This is a genomic window from [Leptolyngbya] sp. PCC 7376 (genome assembly GCF_000316605.1).
Classification (GTDB): Bacteria; Cyanobacteriota; Cyanobacteriia; order Cyanobacteriales; family MRBY01; genus MRBY01.
Map to the genome: position 1 here is coordinate 1,770,186 of NC_019683.1, position 22,000 is coordinate 1,792,185.

Consider the following 22,000-nt stretch of genomic DNA (forward strand, 5'->3'; position numbering starts at 1 on the left):
CAGTGACAGGCTAACTTAAATATAAATGTTAGTTAGCCTGAATATTTATCTATTTGCCAACAGCAAGAAAAGGATTTTTTTTCTAGATTGAGTTTTGAGCATTTACTTCTTGCATTCTTTTCTAAGTATTCAAGTCACTGCAATCCCTCTTAAAAAAGTCCTCTATCGTCAGGATATCAAACTATTAATAAATTGATTTTTAACTTGTTTTGCATTCAGCGGTTTAGAGAAAAGGAAACCTTGTCCAAACTGACATCCCAAGATGGATAAATGATGCATTTGATCAGTTGTTTCTACACCTTCAGCAACAACATCTAGACCAAATGTATGAGCGAGACTAATAATTGCTCGGACAACTTCCATATCGCTCTTTGTTTTTTTCATTTTCATAACGAAAGAACGATCGATTTTCAAAGTGTCAACTGGGAAATTTTGAAGATATCTGAGCGAAGAGTAACCAGTACCAAAATCGTCAATACTTAACTTTATCCCACGTCTTTTTAGCTGATGTAAAAAGGTCACGCTATGACTCTCCATCAGCATACTTTCTGTCAGTTCAAGTTTCAGACTATCAGCAACTTGAAATGTAGATAAGATTTGATCAATTCTTTGTAAGAAATCTGGATGTTGTAGTTGATCTCTCGCTAAATTGACACTGACTTCAATAGACTGAAACTCGGAATTCTGCGATCGCCAATATTGTAGATCTCGACAAGCCTGCTCCATAACCCAGCTGCCCAGCTCTACAATCAGTCCAGACTCCTCCGCCACAGGAATAAATTGACCAGGCGAAATTACCGTGCCATCGGATTTTTGCCATCGCACGAGTGCTTCAAAACCAGAAATCGTTTGAGTTTTCAAATCTACAATGGGTTGGTAGTTAAGGAAAAATTCCTGTTGCTCTAGTGCCTGACGAATTTGGCTTTCAAGCTCCAGACGCTGAAGCGTTTGGTCATACATTCCCTCATGGAATATGGCATACTCACCAGCTCGACTTTTTTTCATCTGATACATTGCGATATCTGCATCACGCAGGACATCCTTTGCACTTGCATAATGTGGCGAACAAAATGCAATCCCGATACTTGCTCCCACCGATACTTGGTGTGTCCCAACTTCAAACAAAGGCACCAATGCCGACAAAATACGCTCGACAATCGTAATCACTTCTTGGCGATCGCCAATATTATCGAGCAGCACAGCGAACTCATCCCCACCAAGCCGAGCAATCGTATCCTCTTCCCGCAGATGATGACGTAGCCGTTGCGCGAACTGAATCAATAGCTCATCGCCGATATTGTGTCCCAAACTGTCGTTCACCATCTTGAATCGATCAAGATCTAAAAAGAGCACCGCAAATACATAATCTGGATACCGACGCAGTCGCCGGAGAGCACGATCAATGACCTCAATCAAAAAACATCGATTTGCTAATCCCGTTAGATGATCATGCAGCGCTTCATAAGCCAACTGTTCCTCAGCCTTTTTGCGGTCAGTAACATCCACAATTTGCGCAATAAGATGAGATGGCTTCTTTTCAGTCCCAAAATCATTGATCAACACTAAATTAAGTACTACAAATAGAGGACCTCTAGTCTGACTTTGACAACGGACTTCACATTGTTTCGATGTTTGTTGGCTATCAGATAAATCTTGAATTAAGGCTCTTACAATTTCTAAATCTCCAGGCTCGATAAAATCAGACCATGTTTTTAACAAAAGCTTTTTTTCCGGTAAGTCCAGCAGCTCACACAGCGATTGATTAACCATTAGAAACGTTTCATCCACACTGATCAAAGCCATCCCAATCGGTGCCAGTTGAAATGTTTGGCGAAATTGGATTTCACTTTTTAGCAACGATTGAGTCGTAGCTTGGTGTTTAGCAACTTCCTGTTGTAATGCCTGATTGGTTATCTCCAACTGACTTGTCCGCTCTTTTACCCTGGACTCTAACTCTTCGAAAGCTTTTTTCAGTTGAATGACCATATTTTGGAAAGCATTGGTGAGCTGACCCAATTCATTCCCAGGATTAGCAGGGGTTAATTGTGGAATATGACCAGCTTTAAACTCTTCTACCCCTTGGTGCAAATTTTGGAGAGGAGTGACGATATCTCTCTGGCTAAAACACAGGATGTCAACAATTACCCGAAAGCTAACGAACAAAACAATGATGGTTAAAGCAATAGGAAGGACTGCAGGTTGAATCGCTTCCGTAACAGGTTGCTCCACAACCGCTGACCAAGGCACTCTCTGAAGAGATTGATCAATCGACAAAACGAGCTTCTGATTCAGACCCTGTCGAATACTTAAATTGAGGAAACTCAACGAAAACTTTTGCTCAGGCAATGTTTTACCCAGCCGATGCAACTGGTTCGTAGCCACCACCTGTTGGGCTTCATCCAGAATGTAGACATAGCCTGTTTTGCCTACCTGTTGCTGGATCGCTTGGTTTTCTAATTCGGTGAGATCCACTTGAATCGCCAAGATCCCCTGGGAGAGACCCAGCTCATCTGTAAACCCAGTCGCTAGTTCAACAGAGAGAGCATTGTCATCGAGATTAGCGGGACTGATATAGATCTGATCAATATTTCTTTTGAGGCGGGATTGGACGACAAAAGGGATATTGATAGGCTGGCGTTTACTACGACTGCTGGAAACAAAGAGATCACCACTATGATTGAGCAATTGTGCTTGCATTAAGTAGCGATTCCGAGATCGCATTTGGCTAAGTAATTTGCTGATATCGCCGTTGCTGGCTAGGGAGGTGCTAGTCGCCAATAAATCACTTTCCAGTTTCAGGAAAACATCATCAAAGTCATTGGCCGCAGTCAAACTAGCCTGTTCTAAACGCTGCTGTACCTGCTGAAAGGTAAGCATTAGGCTTAGCGTAACAACACCACCTAAACCGACCAATCCCATCAGGCTTAACCAGAGAACTTTACGAATTAATTGGCGGGCAAGGGAAACAGTCATAGTTGGCAATTAAGCTTGGTATCAGTAACCTTGGGCTGTAGGGAAAACGATCACCTTCTATAGACCAAAGGCTAATCACAGTAACAAATATTTGATCTATTTACCTATGGAAAGTTATCGAGGGTAATCAGCTGAGTGCTTTTCAGAAAAACCTCGCGGGGCAATGGGTTTTGCTGTTCTAAATGACTAATCATCATTTGTATGACAATCTCAGCCTGTGGTTCTGGGATTTGATCAATGGTGGCACCTAAAGTTTTAGCTTGAATAGCAGCCAAAGCATCATCAGAACCATCGAAGCCTGTTACTAAAATTTCGTCCCGATTACTTGCTTCTAGCGCGGCGATCGCCCCCAGAGCCATTTGGTCATTTGCAGAAACAATGGCATCCACTTCTGGATATTGTTGTAACCATTGTTCTGTAAGTGCCTCTGCTTCTGTTGTATTCCAGTTAGCTGATTGACTAGCCAAAATTTTTATTTGCCCTGTTTTTAAACCAGCCAAAAATCCTTTGTGTCGTTCAAGAGCATTGTCATGGTGTTGTGCTCCCTCCAATATGAGGACATTCCCCTCTCCTCCCAATTGTTCAACAACCCAGCGGCCCATACTTTCCCCTGCCGCAAAATTATCGAAGCCGACGAAAGTCTCAATGTTTTCGGAGCTGATGGGGGTATCGACAGCAATGACAGAAATGCCTTGGGCGATCGCCTTCTCGATAATGGGTGCAAGTCGAATCGAGTCTGCAGCTCCTAAAACCAAACCATCATAATCTTCCTGTTCTAACAATTCGGAAATTAAAATGATTTGCTCCTCAACAAATTCTGCATTTTGTGGACTATCAATCCCGTAAACATCTACTTCGGCAGAGAGCTTTGTAGCCATGGCTTGTGCAGCTTTACCCATGCGGTGCCAATAAGGTTCACGCAAGGCTTTGATTACATAGGCGATTTTCCAAGGCTGAGTCGCAGATACTGCTTCGGGGATTGCCGTAGAAAGCTGAAATTGGACATCTTGTGTGGGACTAGAGGGTGTGTTGCTTGGGTCTGGTGACCCTGTAGATGTTGAGACAGTTACTTCTGGAGTCGTGGGAACTTCCGTGATGTCAGGTGGGTTTTGAGGGCTACATCCAACGGCAGCCACAACGAACGCCATGCAAACAACGAGGTTGAATATTGGCGATCGCCTTAGGCTTGGGAAAGTTTCCTTTATAAAAGACGAGCGAAAATAGTAGTGCTCCGTCCAAAATGTTTGGCATTTACGCATTAGCAACAACTCTGCGTTTCCTTTCAAGAAATCGGCGCAACAGGCCGTATCTCACACAATAGATCTTCTAAGTAAGTTACTTATATCCAGCAATATTTCTAAACTTACTTTTCATTCCCTAAAGGATAGCAGGTGCAAAAAATATTCCATCTCTTTCCTAGCAATAAAATCAGTTATTGCAGACACCAAACAAATGTCAGAAAAGCGCACAAACTTTATAAGAAAGAGTCTGCGGTGATGAGCTCTGTATTTTCTAAGAGCACTTCTTTGGGCAATGGCTCCCGCTGTTCGAGGTAGTTCACCATCAGTTGCACTGCAATACGAGTGAGTTCTTCTGGGAGCTGATCAATAGAAGCGGCAAGTTTACCCGCCTGGATAGCATCGAGACCTGCCTCCGAGCCATTAAACCCCGTCACTAAAATATCTTCTCGACCAGCGGCTTCTATTGCAGTGATCGCCCCCAAAGCCATTTGGTCATTCGCGGCCACAATCGCATCGACTTCTGGATATTCCTCTAGCCAAGCTGCTGTTAATTCCTGAGCTTCTTTCTCTCTCCAATTAGCCGATTGACTATCCAAAACTTCAATGTCTCCTGTATCAAGACCAGCGAGAAAACCTTCATAGCGTTTAACGGCATTGGCATTATTTTGAGCACCTTGCACAACTAGCACCTTACCTTTCTCACCAAGCTGTTCCACAACCCACTCACCCATCGTTTTTCCTGCCGCAAAATCATCGAAACCAACAAAGGTTAACAAGTTATCAGATTCGATCGGTGTATCTATCGCAATCACAGGAATATCTTGGGCAGCAGCTTGGTCGACCACACTCACTAATTGCTGAGAATCTGCTGGACCCAAAATTAAACCGTTGGGGGATTCTTCCGTGAGTACTTTTGAGATTAAGTCAATTTGATCGCCTGCAAACTCTACATATCTAGAATTTTCTGTGCTCTGCACCTGTACATTGATCAGTAATGTGTTCCCCATATCCGTTCCGCTCAGAGCGACCCGTTGCCAATACAGTTCTGTTGAGGTTTTGAGCACCATCGAAACATTCCAAGACTGAGTCGTTGCCAAGACTGGATCTGGTAGGGTTGTCGATAGTTTGAAGTCTGGCTTTGCGTGTGTAATTTTAGTGGTGGTTTTAGTATCCGATGACTCAACCGTTTCCTGCGGAGAGTCGCTCTGAGAAGATTCACTATCAGTTGAAGAAGGCTGACCACAACCGACTAGAGAGAGTAAGGCGATCGCCAAAATGGAGGTTAAAACTTTTGCACTCATCGGTAGATACGGAATTATATTGCGGTGGCAGAAGATTCTTGCCGTGACTTAATAATGTATGGCATCAGCGATTGGAAACAATGTTTATTAAAAAATCTCCTAGGTCAACACATCCGCGCCCAACAATTTGCGGTACTTTACTTCTAAAGTTTTTTGGATTAAAGGATAACGATCAAGGGTCGGATTTTGTGCCAACATTTGTTCTGCGGCTTCCCGCGCTAACACCAACACTTCTTGATCTTCAGTGAGACTCGCCAAGGCAAAATCTGGCAATCCCGATTGTCTTGTGCCCAAAACTTCTCCCGGCCCCCTTAAACGCAAATCCATTTCGGCAATAAAAAAGCCATCGGTAGATTGTTCCATCACCTGCAACCGATTTTGAGAATCCGTGGATTTGCTACTGGTAACCAACAAACAATGGGATTTATGTTTGCCTCGACCGACCCGACCACGCAATTGGTGCAACTGCGATAAACCAAATCGTTCGGCATTTTCGATCAGCATCACCGTCGCATTAGGCACGTCAACACCGACCTCAATCACCGTGGTGGACACAATAATTTGGTCTTCTTTATTTCTAAAACGGGTGAGCGCTTCATCTTTGTCTGCTGATTTCATCCGCCCATGGAGCAATCCCACATTAAAACTTTGAAAGACCTGTTCAGATAGTCTTTTGTGTTCTTCAACAGCGGCTTTGGCTTCCAATTTTTCGGATTCTTCCACCAATGGAAAAATAATATAGGCTTGGCGACCTTGAGCAACTTCTCGCTTAATTAACTCATAGGCTTTGCGGCGATCGCCTCCTTTAATTACCCGCGTATCAATGGGTTGTCGGCCGGGAGGCAACTCATCAATTTGACTGACATCAAGATCCCCATGGAGCGTTAAAGCTAAAGTTCGAGGGATAGGTGTTGCCGTCATGGTTAGAACGTGAGGTGCATCGCCTTTTGCCAATAAACGGCCGCGCTGTTGCACGCCAAACCGATGTTGTTCATCGATCACCACTAAACCCAAGTTTTGAAATTGCACTGGATCCTCAATTAGCGCATGGGTTCCGACGAGAACTTTTAATTCGCCAGTATTGAGCTGGGCATGAATTTCGCGACGTTTTTTCGCTTTCGTTGAACCCGTCAATAATTCCACAGGCAAATATAACTGGTTAAACCACTTCACCAATTTTCGGTAATGTTGTTCTGCCAAAACTTCTGTGGGGGCCATCAAAGCCGCCTGATAACCGGACTGGATCGCCGCCAAAATTGCGAACACTGCAACGATGGTTTTACCTGCGCCCACATCCCCCTGCACCAAGCGATTCATCGGAGTAGATTGCGCAAGGTCGGCCATAATTTCAGCAACCACGCGGTTTTGTGCGCCAGTCAGTTGAAACGGCAACAACTTCTGGAATTTCTCGATTAATTCACCCTGAGGCAAGAACACAGCGCTAGTTTGTTTGGCTTTTTCTTCCTGTCGCCGTTGTAAAAAGCCCAGTTGCAAATAGAAAAATTCATCAAACACCAATCGCCGTCGCGCATGCACCAAAATTTCGGGATTTTCTGGGAAATGAATATTGGCGATCGCCTCGGGGAGTTTCATCAGCTCAAAATCATCTCTGAGCACCGACGGAAAGGGATCTTGGAGAAACTTCAGCGCTGCCATGGATGCAATGACAACTTTGCGAATCAAGTCAGCAGGAACCCCTTCTGTTAAAGGATAAACCGGCAAAACCCGCCCAATTTTGAGGGATTTAATATCCGCCTCGTCACTAGTCAAAACTTCAATTTCTGGGTTATCTAGCGTTAATCCATATTTTGTTTTCTTCACCAAACCCGATGCGGCGATCGCCACCCCACGGGGATACATTTTCTTTTGCTTTTCCTGCCAACCGCGATTACTAAACCGTGCCCCAGCGTAGAACCGACTGAGCTTAATGCGACCACTACTGTCCCGCATATATAGCTCGAAAATCGAGAGTTTTTTATTCTTTGGACTAGTAAAAATATTGCAGCGAATTACCGAACCGACCAGCGTTACCGTTTCACCCGGCTCCAATTCCGTAATCTTCACCTGCTTGGCATAGTCAATGTGCTCGCGAGGATAATAAAACAACGCATCTCGCACCGTTAGCAATCCCAGCTTTGCCAAATGTTCACTACGTTTGGGGCCAATCTTCGGCAAATACATTAACGGTTGTTCTAATGTAATTTGCTTTTGGTAACTGGCACGCTGCGGTACTTTTTCCTGAACAGATTGAGCACGAGGTGCTTTAATTTTGCGGGGTTGATTAACTGGCGTTTCTAATTGCGTTTTGACTTGCTGCAAAAAAGACCGCGTTTCTGCCACCACAACCCGCCGTTTCGAGACCGTAAATCCCTGATACTGCGCAAACTTTTGGGCGAAATCTGTCCAGCGTCGTCGCGTATCCAAATCTAATTTAGGCGGTGGCATCTCCCCGAAACTCAGACAGAGAAACTCACTAAATCGATATTTGTGCCCCTGAAGATTCGCAAAACCCCGTTCTGCTTCTACAGATAATGCTTTTTGTAACCGCAAAAAATTGGGCGAATCCATAACCTCAATTAACTGGGCGAACACTCACTCAATCAACATTACAATCCATTATCTCTTTTGGCGCTAGAAATTTGGTTAAGAGAAAATAGCTTGGCGATCGCCAAAGAACCTGACGCTAAAATTAGAGGGTAAGCAACCCAATTCTTCCGCCATGATTGCCGCAGCCAAATTCCCCAGACAAATGACTCCAGAAGAGTATCTCGAATGGGAAGCGACTCAGGAGATGAAGTATGAGTATATCGATGGCGAAATTCTTGCCATGACTGGTGGAACTGTCACTCACACAAGAATTTATTTGAATTTATACCGATCTCTATTCCCTCATTTGTCACAAAGAGATTGTGACGTATTTGTCTCCGATGTGAAGGTGCAAGACTCAAAAAGCAAACGCTATTTCTATCCCGATTTAGTGGTGACCTGCCATCCTGATGACAAGAACAATAATAAGTTTTTAGAATATCCAAAAGTAATTGTTGAAGTGTTATCTCCGAGTACTTACGCTTATGATCAAAAGCGTAAACTCAAACTATATAGACAATTTCCGAGCTTACAAGAATATATTTTGATTGATAGCCAGCGAGTCTCTGTCGAGATGTATCAACGTCAAACAGGGAAGATCTGGGGGTATAGTGACTACGACTTAGATGAAACTTTTTTGATTCCCAGTATCGAATTTAAATGTTCTGTGGAAATGCTCTACGAGGGAGCCATTTTCGAGGAGATCGAAGATCAAGAATAAACATTTTTCTTTAGAGATCATACATAGCTACTTTTCTGGCGGCTAAACATCATGTGATAAACGCCTTCCTGGGACATCAGTTCATCATGGCTACCTATCTCAATCATTTCGCCATGTTCCATCACCACAATGCGATCAGCCATTTTCGCCAAGGCTAAACGGTGACTAACCACAATACTCATGCGGTCTTGAGCAATCTGCCGGAAAATCTGGTAAATCTCATGCTCATTTTTCGGATCAAGAGCTGCGGTCGGTTCATCGAAAATCAAGAGTTCAGCTTCAGAAATCCGCATCAATGCACGGGCGATCGCCACCCGTTGCCACTGTCCGCCAGATAAATCTGTCCCATTCTTGAGTTGCTTACCGAGTAGGGTCTCTAAGCCATTATCAAGATTATTGGCAAGGTAATTTAAACCAGCATCTTCCAAAGCTTGCAATACAGTTACTTCTTCTGGATTTTGGGCGGCATTACCCCAGCCAACATTTTCGCGGAGGGATGTGGGAAAGCGAGAATAATCTTGCATCACCACTGCAATTTTTGAGCGCAATTCATCTAAATTCAGCGACCGAAAATCACTTTGTCCCCAATAAATTGAACCGCCGCTGGGGTCATAAAGACGACACATTAATTTTGCGAGGGTTGTTTTGCCAGCGCCATTCTCCCCAACTAATGCAACCATCTCTCCCGGCTGAATGGTTAGATTGAGATTTTTGAGAGTGGGGCGATCGCTCCCTGGATAAACAAACGAAAGATTTTCGATTCGGAGGGGTTGCTGCTCCGATTGTGCCGCTAACTTTTTCTGACCTGATACCAACTGGGGTTCGAGGTCTAACAGTTGGAAAATGGGAGCTGTTGCCAAAGCCACATCATAAACATCACCAAAGTTGGCAATCATCACAAACAAACTCCGACGCACTTGCATAATGATGCCGGTATACAAGGCTAAATCACCTAAAGTCAACTCACCTTGTAATACGCCCAACAACACATAGACATAGCAAAATCCAGCGCCCAATCCGCCAAACAATGCCCAGAGAAAGACATTAATAGCTTCACCATTTCTGACTTTCATCATGCGTTCAAAAATGGTTTTAAAAAGTCGTCGCCACCGCTCTAACATGATTGATTGCAGCGAAAATAATCGTAATTCCTTCGCGTACTTTTCGCCCTTAATGAGATTGCTATAAATCTCCATTTCACGGGTTAAGCCAGCCTGAGTTTTTTCGACTTTCCAACTTTTACGGTTGTACTGAATCTCCACATGGAATGAAGGTGAGCAAAAGATAATCAACACCAGTGGCACCCACCAAGCAATGGATGCAGTGACAGCCACCGACGGGATAAATAAGAAGATGCCGACCAATGAAGACATCATGATCGAAGATAGTCGTTTTAAGCGTTCTTCGCCTTTTTCCGTAAGCTTTAAAAGATTGAGTAGATCCGCATTTTCAAACAGGGCAATATCATCGAAAAAAGTCACCTTTTCTAAAATTTTGCCACGCACATGACCCTTCACGCGATCGCGCATGGCATGGTTAATAGGATTCCGAATGGCATCAAGGGAATCCACAAATAAATTTAGGCCAACGACCCCCACCATTGCCCATATCAGAGTGGAGTTGGCAAACAATAACTGCAATGCTTCCGATGAAGTGCGATCACCTAATGATGCAGTCGCTTCGTCAATAACAATCTTGCTGAAGAAAAGCGAGAGGGAAGGCCCTACACCGTTCACAAGATTAAAAAATATTAGCCGACTTAATTCCTGCGGCGCTGCCTGTAAGACCATTCCTAAGCTTCTTTTAAAGGTCTCAGCAGGCGATAATTGTCTTGGTTTCATATGAGATCGACTATATCAAATCTCTCAAAACTGCTGCAATATAATGCTACTGATATTCAATATATTGCAATCATCAAACGCTAATTCTAATGAGTCAAACAAATCATTCTGGCGTGACATCAATATATTTTCCGAGGTCTTTATCCCGGAGGATTTGTCCCATTTTCTGATATTCACGTTTGAGGGCGAAAATGATTGCAGACATCGTAATTTCAGTTTTGTTATCTGCGGCATAGAAAGCGGCTGTTAGGGCAACATTTTTGATGTTTGCGCCAGTTAATTCAAATTGTTTCGCAAGAAAATCCCAATCGATATTTTGGGCAACTGGGGCATCCTGCGGAAAAATCTGTTGCCAAATGCGTTGGCGATCGCCGACATCAGGTTTCGGGAACTCAACGATAAAGCGCAATCGCCGTTCAAAGGCTGGATCCATATTGCTGCGGAGGTTTGTCGTCAAGATCGTAATGCCTTCGTATTCCTCCATTTGTTGCAGCAGAAAACCCACTTCGATGTTTGCATAGCGGTCATGGGCATCCTGAACTTCGGAGCGTTTCCCGAACAGAGCATCAGCTTCATCGAACAATAAAATGGCATTAGAATCTGCCGCTGCTGTGAAAATTTTGCTCAGGTTCTTTTCCGTTTCACCGATATATTTGCTGATAATTTGCGACAAATCGATTTTGTATAAGTCCAGTTGCAGATGATTGGCGATCGCCTCAGCGGTCATGGTTTTACCTGTGCCGGGAGACCCTGCAAACAAAACATTTAAACCTTTGCCCAGCGAGAGTTTGTCGGCGAAACCCCATTGCTCATGGACTACATAACGGTATTCGGCTTCCTTACAAATACCCTGTAACTGCGCCAGAATTTCCGACGGCAACACCACATCATCCCAGGAATATTGCGGTTCAATTTTCTTAGCGAGGGTTATTAAACTATGGCCTGATTGCAATCGTGCGGCACTACACAACTCCTGAAATATATCGGGGTTAGATACGCTTAATTGTTGCCACTGGAATGTCTTTTGAGCGATCGCCACAGCATTATTAATTTGCGCGGGAGTCAATACATAACGCTGGCTCAATTGTTGCAATTGAAAATTATCGAGCTTAATTGCATTTTGTGCCAAAGAAGTTTGCCAAGTGGTTAGTCGTTGATCATTGTTGGGAGGGTCGAGAGGAATGGTGATGATATCTAGGTTTTCGGTAGGCGATGGTTGCCAAGGTTTGGTTCCCGCAAAAATGACAGTCCCTTGATGTCGGGCGATCGCCGCCACAAATTTTTCATAGAAGCATTGATGATCGCTTTGCCAGAGTAAATCTGCTTGTTCGACAAATAGAATCGCATTTTGGAACCAAGCTTCTCGCAACAGAATTGGGATTAGCGACAAATTTTGCTCGGTGGCAGTTAAAAAACTTTTTAGGTTGACGCCTAAAAAAGATTGTTGCAGAGAAGAGGCGATCGCCGCCGCTGTATCCAGTTGTATCGCTGAATATTTTCCCTTCAGATAAAGCCGTAGGGGTTGATTTTCCTGTTGATGTGCAGCCGCAAATTTGCAGAGTTTTTGTTGGAGTGGCGAAGTGCTAGTTGCAGGAATCGGCTGTTCGAGAACGCAACTATTTTGTAAGCGATTATCTAGTCCGGGCTGTTGTAGCAATAAACGAATCAATTGCTGATCCAACACCACAAAATGACTGATTAAACTAGGTTTAACACGATTGAGCGGCGGTAATAATTGAATAATTTGCTGGACTATTAATGGCGAACCACTGGCAAAAGCTGATCGTTTTTCGAGGCGATCGCCCGCAGTGTCACACAACAATTTCAAGGCGAGATCAATAGTCGGGTGTTCGCTTAGTGAATCCTTTTGCAGATGGGCGTACACTTCCCCATAACTTGAATCTAATTCTGGGGCGATCGCCAAAGCAATCACATCTAATTCAAACTCGGTCAGTTGGAGCGCTGCGGCCAAGTTCAGCAGAAAAGGATTTTGGTACTCCTCTAGAGTTTCAGTCGCAGAAAAATTAGGATATGTTTTCGCTTCATCTCGTTGCAATGCTTGACCAATAAAAAAATCAACCCGCCGCACCAACTCGTACAGGGGTTGAAATTTTTCTAAATTGGAATCGAATGTGTCGGTCATGCCCTAGGGACAGTAAAGGGATTCAGCGGTGTCAACCCCGGTATCGGGATTTGTTCCCGTCGCGAGGTCACAGAGTTTATCGTTCTCATTTTTTAGGATAAGCGCATCTGTAAAATCTGCACCATCAATCACTGTGCTCGGCGTAATTTTTACGCTAGCAAGGTACGCTCCTTCAAGGTTGGCATTGGTGAAATTCGCGTGACCAATCCGTGCCGAATCCAAAACCGCGCCCCGCATATCTGCCCCTTCAAAATTCACAAATTCGAGGTTCGCAGAGAAAAAACGCACACCGCGCAAATCGCAATAACTAAAGTCACTGCCTCGCAAACTGGAGAGGTCATAGCTATTATCGCGGAGATCCTGATGGGAAAAATCCTCTTGAATAAAGGTGCGCTTGTTGTAATCCACCGCCAAAGCATCGGGACTAAACACAATCGCCATTCCGCCAACCATCATTAGCGCAACACAGGCGATCGCCACCTTCGAAAAAAATGTTGTGATGAGTCGCTTGATCACGACAGAAACCTCAACTCACTATTGATATGTATTTATTAGGAGTATTTTATACTTATTCAATCGACAGGTATGGCGCAGAGGCGAGATTCGTAACCTTATGCAGAAGCAGATTTGAACTTAATCTTTTCGAGAAAAGACAAAGGCCGACTCATATTCTCCGCAAACCCCAGAATATTGCGATCACGATGTTCGTAAAGTAATTCACCATCAACATCAAACAAAAATGTGCCGCCTCGTTGGGTCATGTAGCTCGCATCCGGCACATAAGTTGACCAATTGCCCAGCACTTCACCCATATTGCGCAAGCGTAATGTCGCCAGCTCTAATGGACGTTGATAGCCTTTGCCGCCAGCTGATTCAAAGAATTTGCCCTTGAGCTCAGGTAAAGGCGGAGCATTAACGATTTCCTCGTCACCAAATAATTGTGGTGCAGTTTTATCACCGATATAGCCCCGAAATACTTCTTTCAAGGTTCCCGGACTCGCAATACCTGCACACATCAACATCAAATTCACCCAAGCCTGTTGACCTGCTTTCAATCCCGGAAACTGCCATTGCAAGCCAGAATACAATCCTAGTTTCTGATGTAATTCGGCAGTCGGATCAATAAATAATTTCTCTGGGTCAAACCCTGTATAGTCGCAAAACTTCTGACCAGACTGACGATCGCCAATTCCAACTGCAACCACATTTAAATCGGCAATGAGAGACTGATCTTTTTTGAGCCACCAGGCATATTCGAGACTATCAAAATCTCCGAGCTGAGATAGGATGAGAATTAAAAGAGGTTGCTGTAAAACTATATCCTTGGGTGCTGGAGCAGCAAAACTATTATTCGCAACTCGCGTTAAAGTCGTCTCTTGAAGAATATTTAGAGTATTCACAATCCCACCACGATAGTACTTATAAAAACTTTACATAATCCTCACGAAAAACGGTAGGCGATCGCCCTAGAGTAGGGCAACGTACTGGCAAGGCTATGAAAGCAGTTCCTTCTGTCATCGCTTTCCTGTCTGCAAAACAGGAGTCCTATAAACAGCTTCAAACATTATTGCAACGGAGTAATAGTCGTCAGTTTCAAGTGAACTGGCTAGATCTTCGCCAAGAATGGTCTGATGAACAACTCGCACAATACGACATTTTTTTAAGTGATGCTCCCACAGCTTATTTAGTTGAGAAGCAGCACTTGTTCGCCAGCAAATTTTTATTTTGGTTGACAGATTCAGAAACCATTCAAGCGGAACTCATACAGCAACCTATTACCGATTGCTTTTTGTGGTCTGAATTTAACGGTGATTTGTTGAGTCATTGTTTGCGTCGCCAAAGGCATCTTCAGCCTGTCCAGCAATCTCCTTCTGCAGAACTCGAAGAAACTCAGGGCGATCGCCCACGCGAAGCATCTCCATCACAAAATCTTGAGCACATTCCTCTACAACCACTCAACGATTACTACGAAAAGACCCCGGCAATGCTCCATTCGATTAACCCAAAAGGTGAAATCGTTGCCGTGAGTGATCGCTGGCTAGAAGTGATGGGCTACGAACGACAGGAGGTACTTGGATGCAAAGCTATCGACTTCCTCACTCCCCAATTTCAAGCCTATGGCATAAAGATGATTGCTTTACTGCAACAGCAAGGCTTTATTGAAGATGTTGACTATCAATTTGTGAAAAAAAATGGCGAGATTATTGATATAACTCTCTCAGCAGTTGTGGAGAATGTGGGTGATGAAAAACGATGTTTAGCCATCCTGACTGACATCACTGATCGCAACCGTTTAGCCAAAGAATTACAGACCTACCAAGCTCATCTACAAAGCATTATTCAAACCAGAACCCAAGCACTTGCCAATAGTGAAGCCCGGCTCAGAAGTGTCTTTGAATGTGCGCCACTAGGCATTTTTGAAATGGATCTCGCTGGCAATCTTCGGTTTGCTAATCATCACTTTTCAGAGATGGTGGGAAAAAACATTGATGAACTTATCGGTTGCAATCTTACGACAGTTACAAATAGCGAAGATCTTGAGTTTACAAATGAGCTGTTGAACGATTTTGCTAACAATGATTTTGAAGGTTTTAATCATGATCTACGTTATTGCCGTGGAGACAGATGGTTCTGGGGTCATCTCCGCATTGCTCCCGTCCAAGATGTCTACGGCAATACAGAGTACCTCATTGCGACGGTGGAAAATATTCATGAACGCAAGTTAATCGAAGAGTCCCTGCGCACGAGTAAAGCACGGTTACTAGCGGCTCAAAAGATTGCCAATATCGGCATTTGGGAATGGGATATCGAGCGGGATCAAACCTATTGGTCAGCCGAAATTTTTAAAATATATGGCTTACCAGTCAATAGTTTTCAGCCTAACTCTAAGAGTTTCTTTGAACGACTACATCCTGATGATCTACCCAGTATTCAGACGGTAATTCAAAAAATCCTTAATAATCAAGAGTTTCCTGAATATTGGGAATATCGCATCATCACCCCCACAGGCACAACAAAAACGATCAAGGATTTTTATGAAATTGTGCGGGATGAGGCAGGTGAAATCATTAAGTTGCGAGGGGCCGTCCAAGATATTACCGACTATACAAATACGATTGCAGCACTAGAGGCAAGTGAAGCGAGGCTTTCTAGGGCACAGACGATCGCTCATATCGGTATTTGGGAATGGGATGCAATTCAAAATCAAACCTATTGGTCAGATGAAACTTTTAGAATGTATGGCTTGCCTATCGGTAGTTGCCAACCGACCATAGAGACTTTTTTAGGACTAGTACATCCAGATGATCGTCCAGCAATTGTCACGCGAATCGAAGCTCTGCTCAACGGCGAACCAGTAACAGAATTTTCTGAATACCGCATCATCACCCCAGCAGGAGAAACAAAAATTATTCGGGATTTCCATGAAGCGGTATACGACAAGACCGGAAAAGTGATTGCTCTCAGGGGGACAACACTAGATATCACAGAGTCTCAAAATACAATCGCAGCATTAAAAGCTAGTGAGGCTAGACTTTCTCGGGCACAGGCGATCGCCAATGTTGGTATTTGGGAATGGGATATCGAAAATGATCAAACCTATTGGTCAGATGAAACCTTCAAAATGTTTGATATTCCTGTCGGGAGCATTCAGCCGAATGCTGAAGCTTTTCTCAGTTTGTTACATCCAGATGATCGCCTAGTAGCCACAGCGAGAATTGAAAAAATCGTTGATAAGGAGGATATCACTAGCTTCTCTGAACGTCGTATTCTCACGCCTAAAGGCCAGACAAAAGTTATCAGGGAGTTCCATGAAACGGTCTGCAATGAGGCAGGAGATCCTGTGATGTTATTGGGAGCAACTATCGATATCACTGAGTTTCGACAGGCAATCGTCGCATTAGAAACGAGTGAAGCTCGTCTTGCTCAATCCCAAAAAATTGCAAAACTAGGCTATTGGGAAAATGACTTAGTCAATAATCAAATCTTTTGGTCTGATACCACCTATGAACTTTTTGGGGTGACACCAGATACTTTTGAGCCAACATTTGAAAGTTTTATCGCACTCGTGCACTCAGATGACCATCAGTGCATTAATGATGCTTTTCAAAATCTTTTACAAGACACAGAGAATACATCTGCACAACTAGAATTCCGAGTTGTGACACCGAATGATGATATTAAAGTCATTCGAGCTTATATGGAATCAATTCGAGATGAATCGGGTCAAGCCATTAGCGTTAGAGGGACAAACCAGGATATCACTGAAGATAAAAAGACTATTTCGGCTTTAGAAGCAAGTGAGGCTCGTCTCGCGAAGGCTCAGAAAGTGGCCAAGGTTGGTGTCTGGGAATTAGATGTAAAGACCGATATTCTCACTTGGTCAGATGAATGTTTTTATATATTTGATCTTGAACCACAGTCGATTGAGCCCAATTTTGAGTTCTTTTTATCTATGGTCGAGCCGGGCGATCGCCCACGTGTCCTTGAAATACGAGAGACTCTCAAATCAAGAAAGACAGTAGATCGGTTTGAGTACCGCATCAACACCACTTCCTCTCAAAAAATCATTGTCGAAAATATCGATGTTGTGCAAGATAAGTCAGGAAAAGTCACCCATTTTTCCGGAACATCACAAGATATAACTGCTTTCCGACAAACAAGTATCGCTCTCCAAGAAAGTGAAACTCGCTTCCGAGAATTAGTGGAAAACATTGACGAATGTTTCTGGATCAGTCCACCAATACCGACAAAACTCAATTATGTTAGCCCAGCTTACGAAAAGATTTGGGGACGCAGTTGCCAAAGTGTTCTAGAAGATTCATGCTCTTGGCTTGAAGCAGCACATTCTGAAGATCAGCCTCATCTCAAAACAGCTCTGAGAAACATGGCAAAAGGAGCGTTATTTAATGAAGAATATCGTGTGATCCGACCTGATGGACAACACCGCTGGGTACACTCCCGTTCTGCGCCTATTCATGATGATCACGGTCATTTATTACACCATATTGGTGTGATCACAGACATCAGCGATCGCAAAAAAATAGAGTTGGAGCTCCGAAGTAGTGAAGCCCGTTTCCGAAGTATCTTTGACCAAGCCAGTCTCGGTATTGCCCAAATTGCTTTAGAAGGAAATTTTCTATTAATCAACCAAGCCTTTTGCAATATGCTTGGCTACGAACAAGCAGAAATACAACAATTCCACTGGTTTGAGTTAACCCATCCTGATGACTTAGAAAACTGTTTTGCCCTCATGGATCAGATGTTCCGAGGGGACATTACGAACATGATTCTCGAAAAACGCTATATACATAAACAGGGTCACCTTGTGTGGGTTAAGGTGATCATCTCGTTTATCTATGATGTAGCTGGGAAACCAGAATCTATCCTCACCCTGCTCGAAGACATTAGCGCATACAAAGCTGCAACTACTGAACTAGCTCATACCCAAAATCGTTACGAAGATCTCGTCAATGGCGTACATGCAATCATGTACCAATATTCAAGTACCAGAGGCGCAATTTTTTATTCCTCCAGGCTGAAAGATATTTTGGGCTATGACGTAGACTACATGCTTGAGAATAGTGGACTTTGGTGTGATTTAATTCACCCCGATGATTACCAAAAAGTCATAGATATTTTTACTAATCCAGATCCCAATCAACAATATCTTGTGGAATACCGCATCCTCGATGCTAAGGGTAATTGGCGATGGCTAAGTGATAAATCTTTCCGCATTGAACAAATTAATAACACTGAGGAATATGTCATTAGTGGTTTAGCCCTCGACATTACCCAGCAAAAGCAAATTGATGCCATCCTCCGCCGTCGTCGTAAACGAGAGACGATATTGGCAGAAATTTCTAACCGTATGATTATTGAATCAGAGGTGAATTTGACCGACATTCTGGCATTGCTAGGCGAGATCTTCCAGGCAGATCGTATGTCGGTGATGTTGAGTCAACCTCAGCGGCCAATGGTGGTAAAGCGTTTGACAGCATGGGTCGCACGGGAAGACTTAATGGTTGATTTGGGACAGCTAGAAGAAATTGATCTAAGCCCTTATCCTTGGTGGCTAGAGCACTGGCGAGATCAACGTTCGATTTTCATAAACCGGAATAGCCCGTTGCCAGAGTCTGCTGAAATGGAGCGGGAATTTCTGGCAAGCTTTAATGTGAAAGCAGTGATGTGGTTGCCATTACAGAATCACAATGGTGAGCACTGGGGTTACATTGAATGTTCTTCGACAGCGATAGATCATCCGTTGTGGTCAAAGGAGGATGCGGATCTCTTGGCGATCGCCGGTAATCTCATCTACAACTATCTGACTCGCAAACAATATACCCAGCAACTGGAACGGGCAAAGGAACAGGCTGAAACGGCCAACTATGCAAAAAGCCAGTTTTTGACGAGTATGAGTCATGAATTGCGGACGCCCTTAAATACAATTTTGGGTTTTGCGCAAGTAATGGGAGAGTCAAAGATTTTTCCAGCACAGCATCGTCAGCATTTAGATATTCTTCACGCATCAGGCAAAAAACTATTAATACTCCTCAATGAAATTCTTGAGTTAGCACGCTTTGAAGATGGAGAAGAATCATTAAATCTGGGACTCTTTAATTTGTTTGGCCTTCTCGATGATTTACACAATATGTTCCGAGCAACAATGGTTCAAAAAAATCTAGAGTTTCAAATCCAGCGCAGTGCCGATTTGCCACGTTACATTACCGCAGATCAAACAAAGCTCCATTCAGTTTTAATTCATCTCCTCAGTAATGCAAGCAAATTTACGACAGTAGGCCATGTCAGGTTGATTGTAGAAGTGATAAGCCAAGAACCTCTCATCATTCGTTTTAGTGTAAGCGATACAGGGATTGGGATTAAGGAGTTGGAACAGCCACGATTATTCGAAGATTTTGTACAACTAGAGGCTGGCGATCGCCATGGTCAGGGTAGTGGACTGGGATTAGCCCTGAGCCAAAAATTCGTAAAATTAATGGGCGGAGAAATCAACGTTAGCAGTCAACCAAATCGAGGGTCTTGTTTTTCATTCGAGTTACGGTGTGACGCTGAAAGACTAGAAGAAGAGCCATCCCCGGACAATCTCGCTCAAAATTTAGTTGAGCTGAAATCGCTAACCCAATCAGATATAGAGGCATTACCGATCGAATGGCGCAAAGAATTCTACAAAGCAGCCTGCGCAGCACGTACTAACACCTTAGAACAACTATTGCAGACATTACCGCCTAGCACTGAGGCGATCGCCCAACAACTGCAAACATTAATAAACCAACTAAATTTTGAAACCTTGGCGAAACTCACACAGCCAACAGAATTATCCGACGAACCAAAACAATGATCACCTGCTAGAAACGCACCACCAAGTTTATGCTTTAATTATCTTCACGTTAAACTCTAAATCGCAAAATCAAAGTTGCAGCGATCACCCAATCACCCCAGGATTTTTGCAAATAAAAAAGAGGCCTAACCCTAAGTTAAACCTCTTCTTTATTTCTGATTTGGTGGCGGGAGGCGGATTTGAACCACCGACCTTCGGGTTATGAGCCCGACGAGCTACCAGACTGCTCTATCCCGCGCCGCTCCTACTAGCATAGCAACTTAATTTGAGAAGTGCAACCGCTAGAGAAATATTTTTTTTGGGCTCGGAGAAGTAAGTATTGAGAAGTCTGAGTGGTAGTAGGGGGTCAATCCCTTAACATACTTGCAATTGACCACGAATAATCGAACGGATAATACGGTTAACAACTAAACGTTCTTCTTCCTGGAGATGATCATCGCAACAAGCCACCATTAAGCCATAGCGATCACCTTCGTGAACCTCACCGGAGCAGGAAATATCAGCCAACATTTGGTAGATCGCGCCGGGAAGAAGTTGAGCAGGGGGAATATGAGAAAAAGCCATTGTTGTTGCTCCATTTCAGCTCTGCCAAAAAAGTTATAGCTCTGCCAAAATCGTTATACGTCTACGTTAATCATTTTTAGGGAAATCTTAACTTTCAACCGTGACGTTAGCTCTAGGTGATGGTGAAGGCGATCGCTTAAAATGAGTGATGAAACCACCGTTTTATCGTGATTTATATCACTTGTTATGAGCCAAGCTGAATCCCAAGATTCCCTCGCACGTCTACAGTCAACCATTGCTGAACTACAGGCGATCGCCACATCCCTCGCCGAACAAAACATCACGCTTTCTGAAGATGTCTTGACGGATTTAGTGACTGATACTGCGAAATTGGCGGCAACATTAACGACACAAAATACTTCACAGCAGCCTGCAACATCTACTTCAGCAGCGGATGAGTGGGATAGCGACATCTTTGAGGATAGTATTCCCGCTACACCTACACCGACACGACAACCAAACACAACAACCCCTTCACGGGTATCCCAAACCCAAAGTATTAAGCGACGGAAATCTCGGCCTTGGTGGCAAGATCAAAAAATCTTTATTGGGGCAGTTTCAGCGGCGATCGCCTTCATTTTTATTTGGCAATTTACAACGAAAACACCAGAAGTCACATTAGAAGCCACCCAACCCAATGACAATACAACACCGACCGAAACCGTCCTCCCCGACATAGACCAACCTTCCGCCGAACTGAAAACCAAGCGATCGCCCATAGAACAAATAGAACCACAACCGATCCCTGAACCAACCCCAGAACCCGAGCCAGAACCTATCCGCCCACTCACACCAGAACAACGGCTAGTCGCAGCGATCCAAAGTCAAATTGACGATGTCACTCAGCCCTATGGCGACAATATTGTGCGGGCCGTCGAAGCCGATTTTGACAATAGTATGTTGCGGATTACCGTTGGTGATGCATGGTATCTCCTCAAGGAAAGATTGCAAGATCGCCTCGGCTCGGATGTTTTAGAGCTATCGCAAATATTAGATTTCAAAAAGTTGCGTGTCGAGGATTTAGAAGGACATTTTGTTGCGCGCAATCCGGTAATTGGTGATGCCTTAGTGATTGTGCGCCGCTATCAAGATTTTCAAGAAACAGAGACAGATCTCAAGTAAAAGTCGACTCTCAAGTAAAAGTCTACGGATGCAAGCATTAGTGTCATGTTTAAAAGTAGATGGAGATCGTCATTAGACCATCTACTTTTTTTGATAAACGATACTGTCCTGTACAGAAAATCGTTAAGATAAGAGCAACACAAACAGTTTT

The 22,000-nt window shown here is 43.7% G+C and carries 13 protein-coding genes and 1 tRNA gene; 3 read left to right on the forward strand and 11 right to left on the reverse strand.

Features of this window, described 5'->3' with window-relative positions:
• Positions 1–168: 168 nt before the first annotated feature.
• From LEPTO7376_RS23375 to recG, 5 genes are all read right to left on the reverse strand, one after another.
• Positions 169–2,973 carry an EAL domain-containing protein gene (locus LEPTO7376_RS23375; protein WP_015133678.1) on the reverse strand — a complete coding sequence of 935 codons (2,805 nt, stop codon included), beginning with the start codon at positions 2,971–2,973 and terminating at the stop codon, positions 169–171.
• A 104-nt stretch (positions 2,974–3,077) separates the two neighbouring features.
• Positions 3,078–4,109, reverse strand: a complete 1,032-nt coding sequence (locus LEPTO7376_RS07920; protein ID WP_160148414.1) for a sugar ABC transporter substrate-binding protein — start codon at positions 4,107–4,109, stop codon at positions 3,078–3,080.
• The gene (locus tag LEPTO7376_RS28295; protein ID WP_264308995.1) at positions 4,090–4,224 is read right to left on the reverse strand and encodes a hypothetical protein; all 135 of its coding nucleotides are present in this window, start codon (positions 4,222–4,224) and stop codon (positions 4,090–4,092) included. Before LEPTO7376_RS28295 ends, LEPTO7376_RS07920 begins: the two co-directional genes overlap by 20 nt.
• 223 nt (positions 4,225–4,447) lie before the next feature.
• A complete protein-coding gene (locus LEPTO7376_RS07925) occupies positions 4,448–5,515 on the reverse strand; it encodes a sugar ABC transporter substrate-binding protein (RefSeq protein WP_015133680.1) in 1,068 nt (355 codons plus the stop codon).
• A gap of 99 nt (positions 5,516–5,614) precedes the next feature.
• A complete protein-coding gene (gene recG, locus LEPTO7376_RS07930; protein ID WP_015133681.1) occupies positions 5,615–8,083 on the reverse strand; it encodes an ATP-dependent DNA helicase RecG in 2,469 nt (822 codons plus the stop codon).
• Between the two features lie 151 nt (positions 8,084–8,234).
• On the opposite strand from recG, the gene LEPTO7376_RS07935 reads away from it, so the two are divergent.
• On the forward strand, positions 8,235–8,822 hold the full coding sequence (locus LEPTO7376_RS07935) for a Uma2 family endonuclease (protein WP_015133682.1): 588 nt from the start codon (positions 8,235–8,237) through the stop codon (positions 8,820–8,822).
• Positions 8,823–8,839: 17 nt separating this feature from the next.
• On the opposite strand, the gene LEPTO7376_RS07940 is transcribed toward LEPTO7376_RS07935, so the two are convergent.
• The 4 genes from LEPTO7376_RS07940 to LEPTO7376_RS07955 all read right to left on the reverse strand — a co-directional run bounded on the left by LEPTO7376_RS07940 (position 8,840) and on the right by LEPTO7376_RS07955 (position 14,191).
• The gene (locus LEPTO7376_RS07940) at positions 8,840–10,663 is read right to left on the reverse strand and encodes an ABC transporter ATP-binding protein (protein WP_015133683.1); all 1,824 of its coding nucleotides are present in this window, start codon (positions 10,661–10,663) and stop codon (positions 8,840–8,842) included.
• A gap of 103 nt (positions 10,664–10,766) precedes the next feature.
• The gene (locus tag LEPTO7376_RS07945; RefSeq protein ID WP_015133684.1) at positions 10,767–12,806 is read right to left on the reverse strand and encodes an ATP-binding protein; all 2,040 of its coding nucleotides are present in this window, start codon (positions 12,804–12,806) and stop codon (positions 10,767–10,769) included.
• A 3-nt stretch (positions 12,807–12,809) separates the two neighbouring features.
• Positions 12,810–13,262 (reverse strand): pentapeptide repeat-containing protein, encoded by a 453-nt coding sequence (locus tag LEPTO7376_RS07950; protein ID WP_051188862.1) that lies wholly within the window; start codon positions 13,260–13,262, stop codon positions 12,810–12,812.
• Positions 13,263–13,417: 155 nt separating this feature from the next.
• Positions 13,418–14,191 (reverse strand): peroxiredoxin-like family protein, encoded by a 774-nt coding sequence (locus LEPTO7376_RS07955; RefSeq protein ID WP_398339549.1) that lies wholly within the window; start codon positions 14,189–14,191, stop codon positions 13,418–13,420.
• A 110-nt stretch (positions 14,192–14,301) separates the two neighbouring features.
• Between LEPTO7376_RS07955 and LEPTO7376_RS07960 the strand changes: the two genes are divergently transcribed.
• Complete coding sequence (locus LEPTO7376_RS07960) at positions 14,302–20,163, forward strand: PAS domain-containing protein (protein ID WP_015133687.1); 5,862 nt, start codon at positions 14,302–14,304, stop codon at positions 20,161–20,163.
• Between the two features lie 161 nt (positions 20,164–20,324).
• Here LEPTO7376_RS07960 and LEPTO7376_RS07965 read toward each other — a convergent pair.
• Positions 20,325–20,401, reverse strand: a tRNA-Met gene (locus tag LEPTO7376_RS07965).
• Positions 20,402–20,517: 116 nt separating this feature from the next.
• Positions 20,518–20,727, reverse strand: coding sequence for a hypothetical protein (locus LEPTO7376_RS07970; RefSeq protein WP_015133688.1), 210 nt, complete (start codon positions 20,725–20,727; stop codon positions 20,518–20,520).
• Between the two features lie 186 nt (positions 20,728–20,913).
• Here LEPTO7376_RS07970 and LEPTO7376_RS07975 point away from each other — a divergent pair, with 186 nt between their 5' ends.
• Complete coding sequence (locus LEPTO7376_RS07975; protein WP_015133689.1) at positions 20,914–21,849, forward strand: hypothetical protein; 936 nt, start codon at positions 20,914–20,916, stop codon at positions 21,847–21,849.
• Positions 21,850–22,000: the final 151 nt, after the last annotated feature.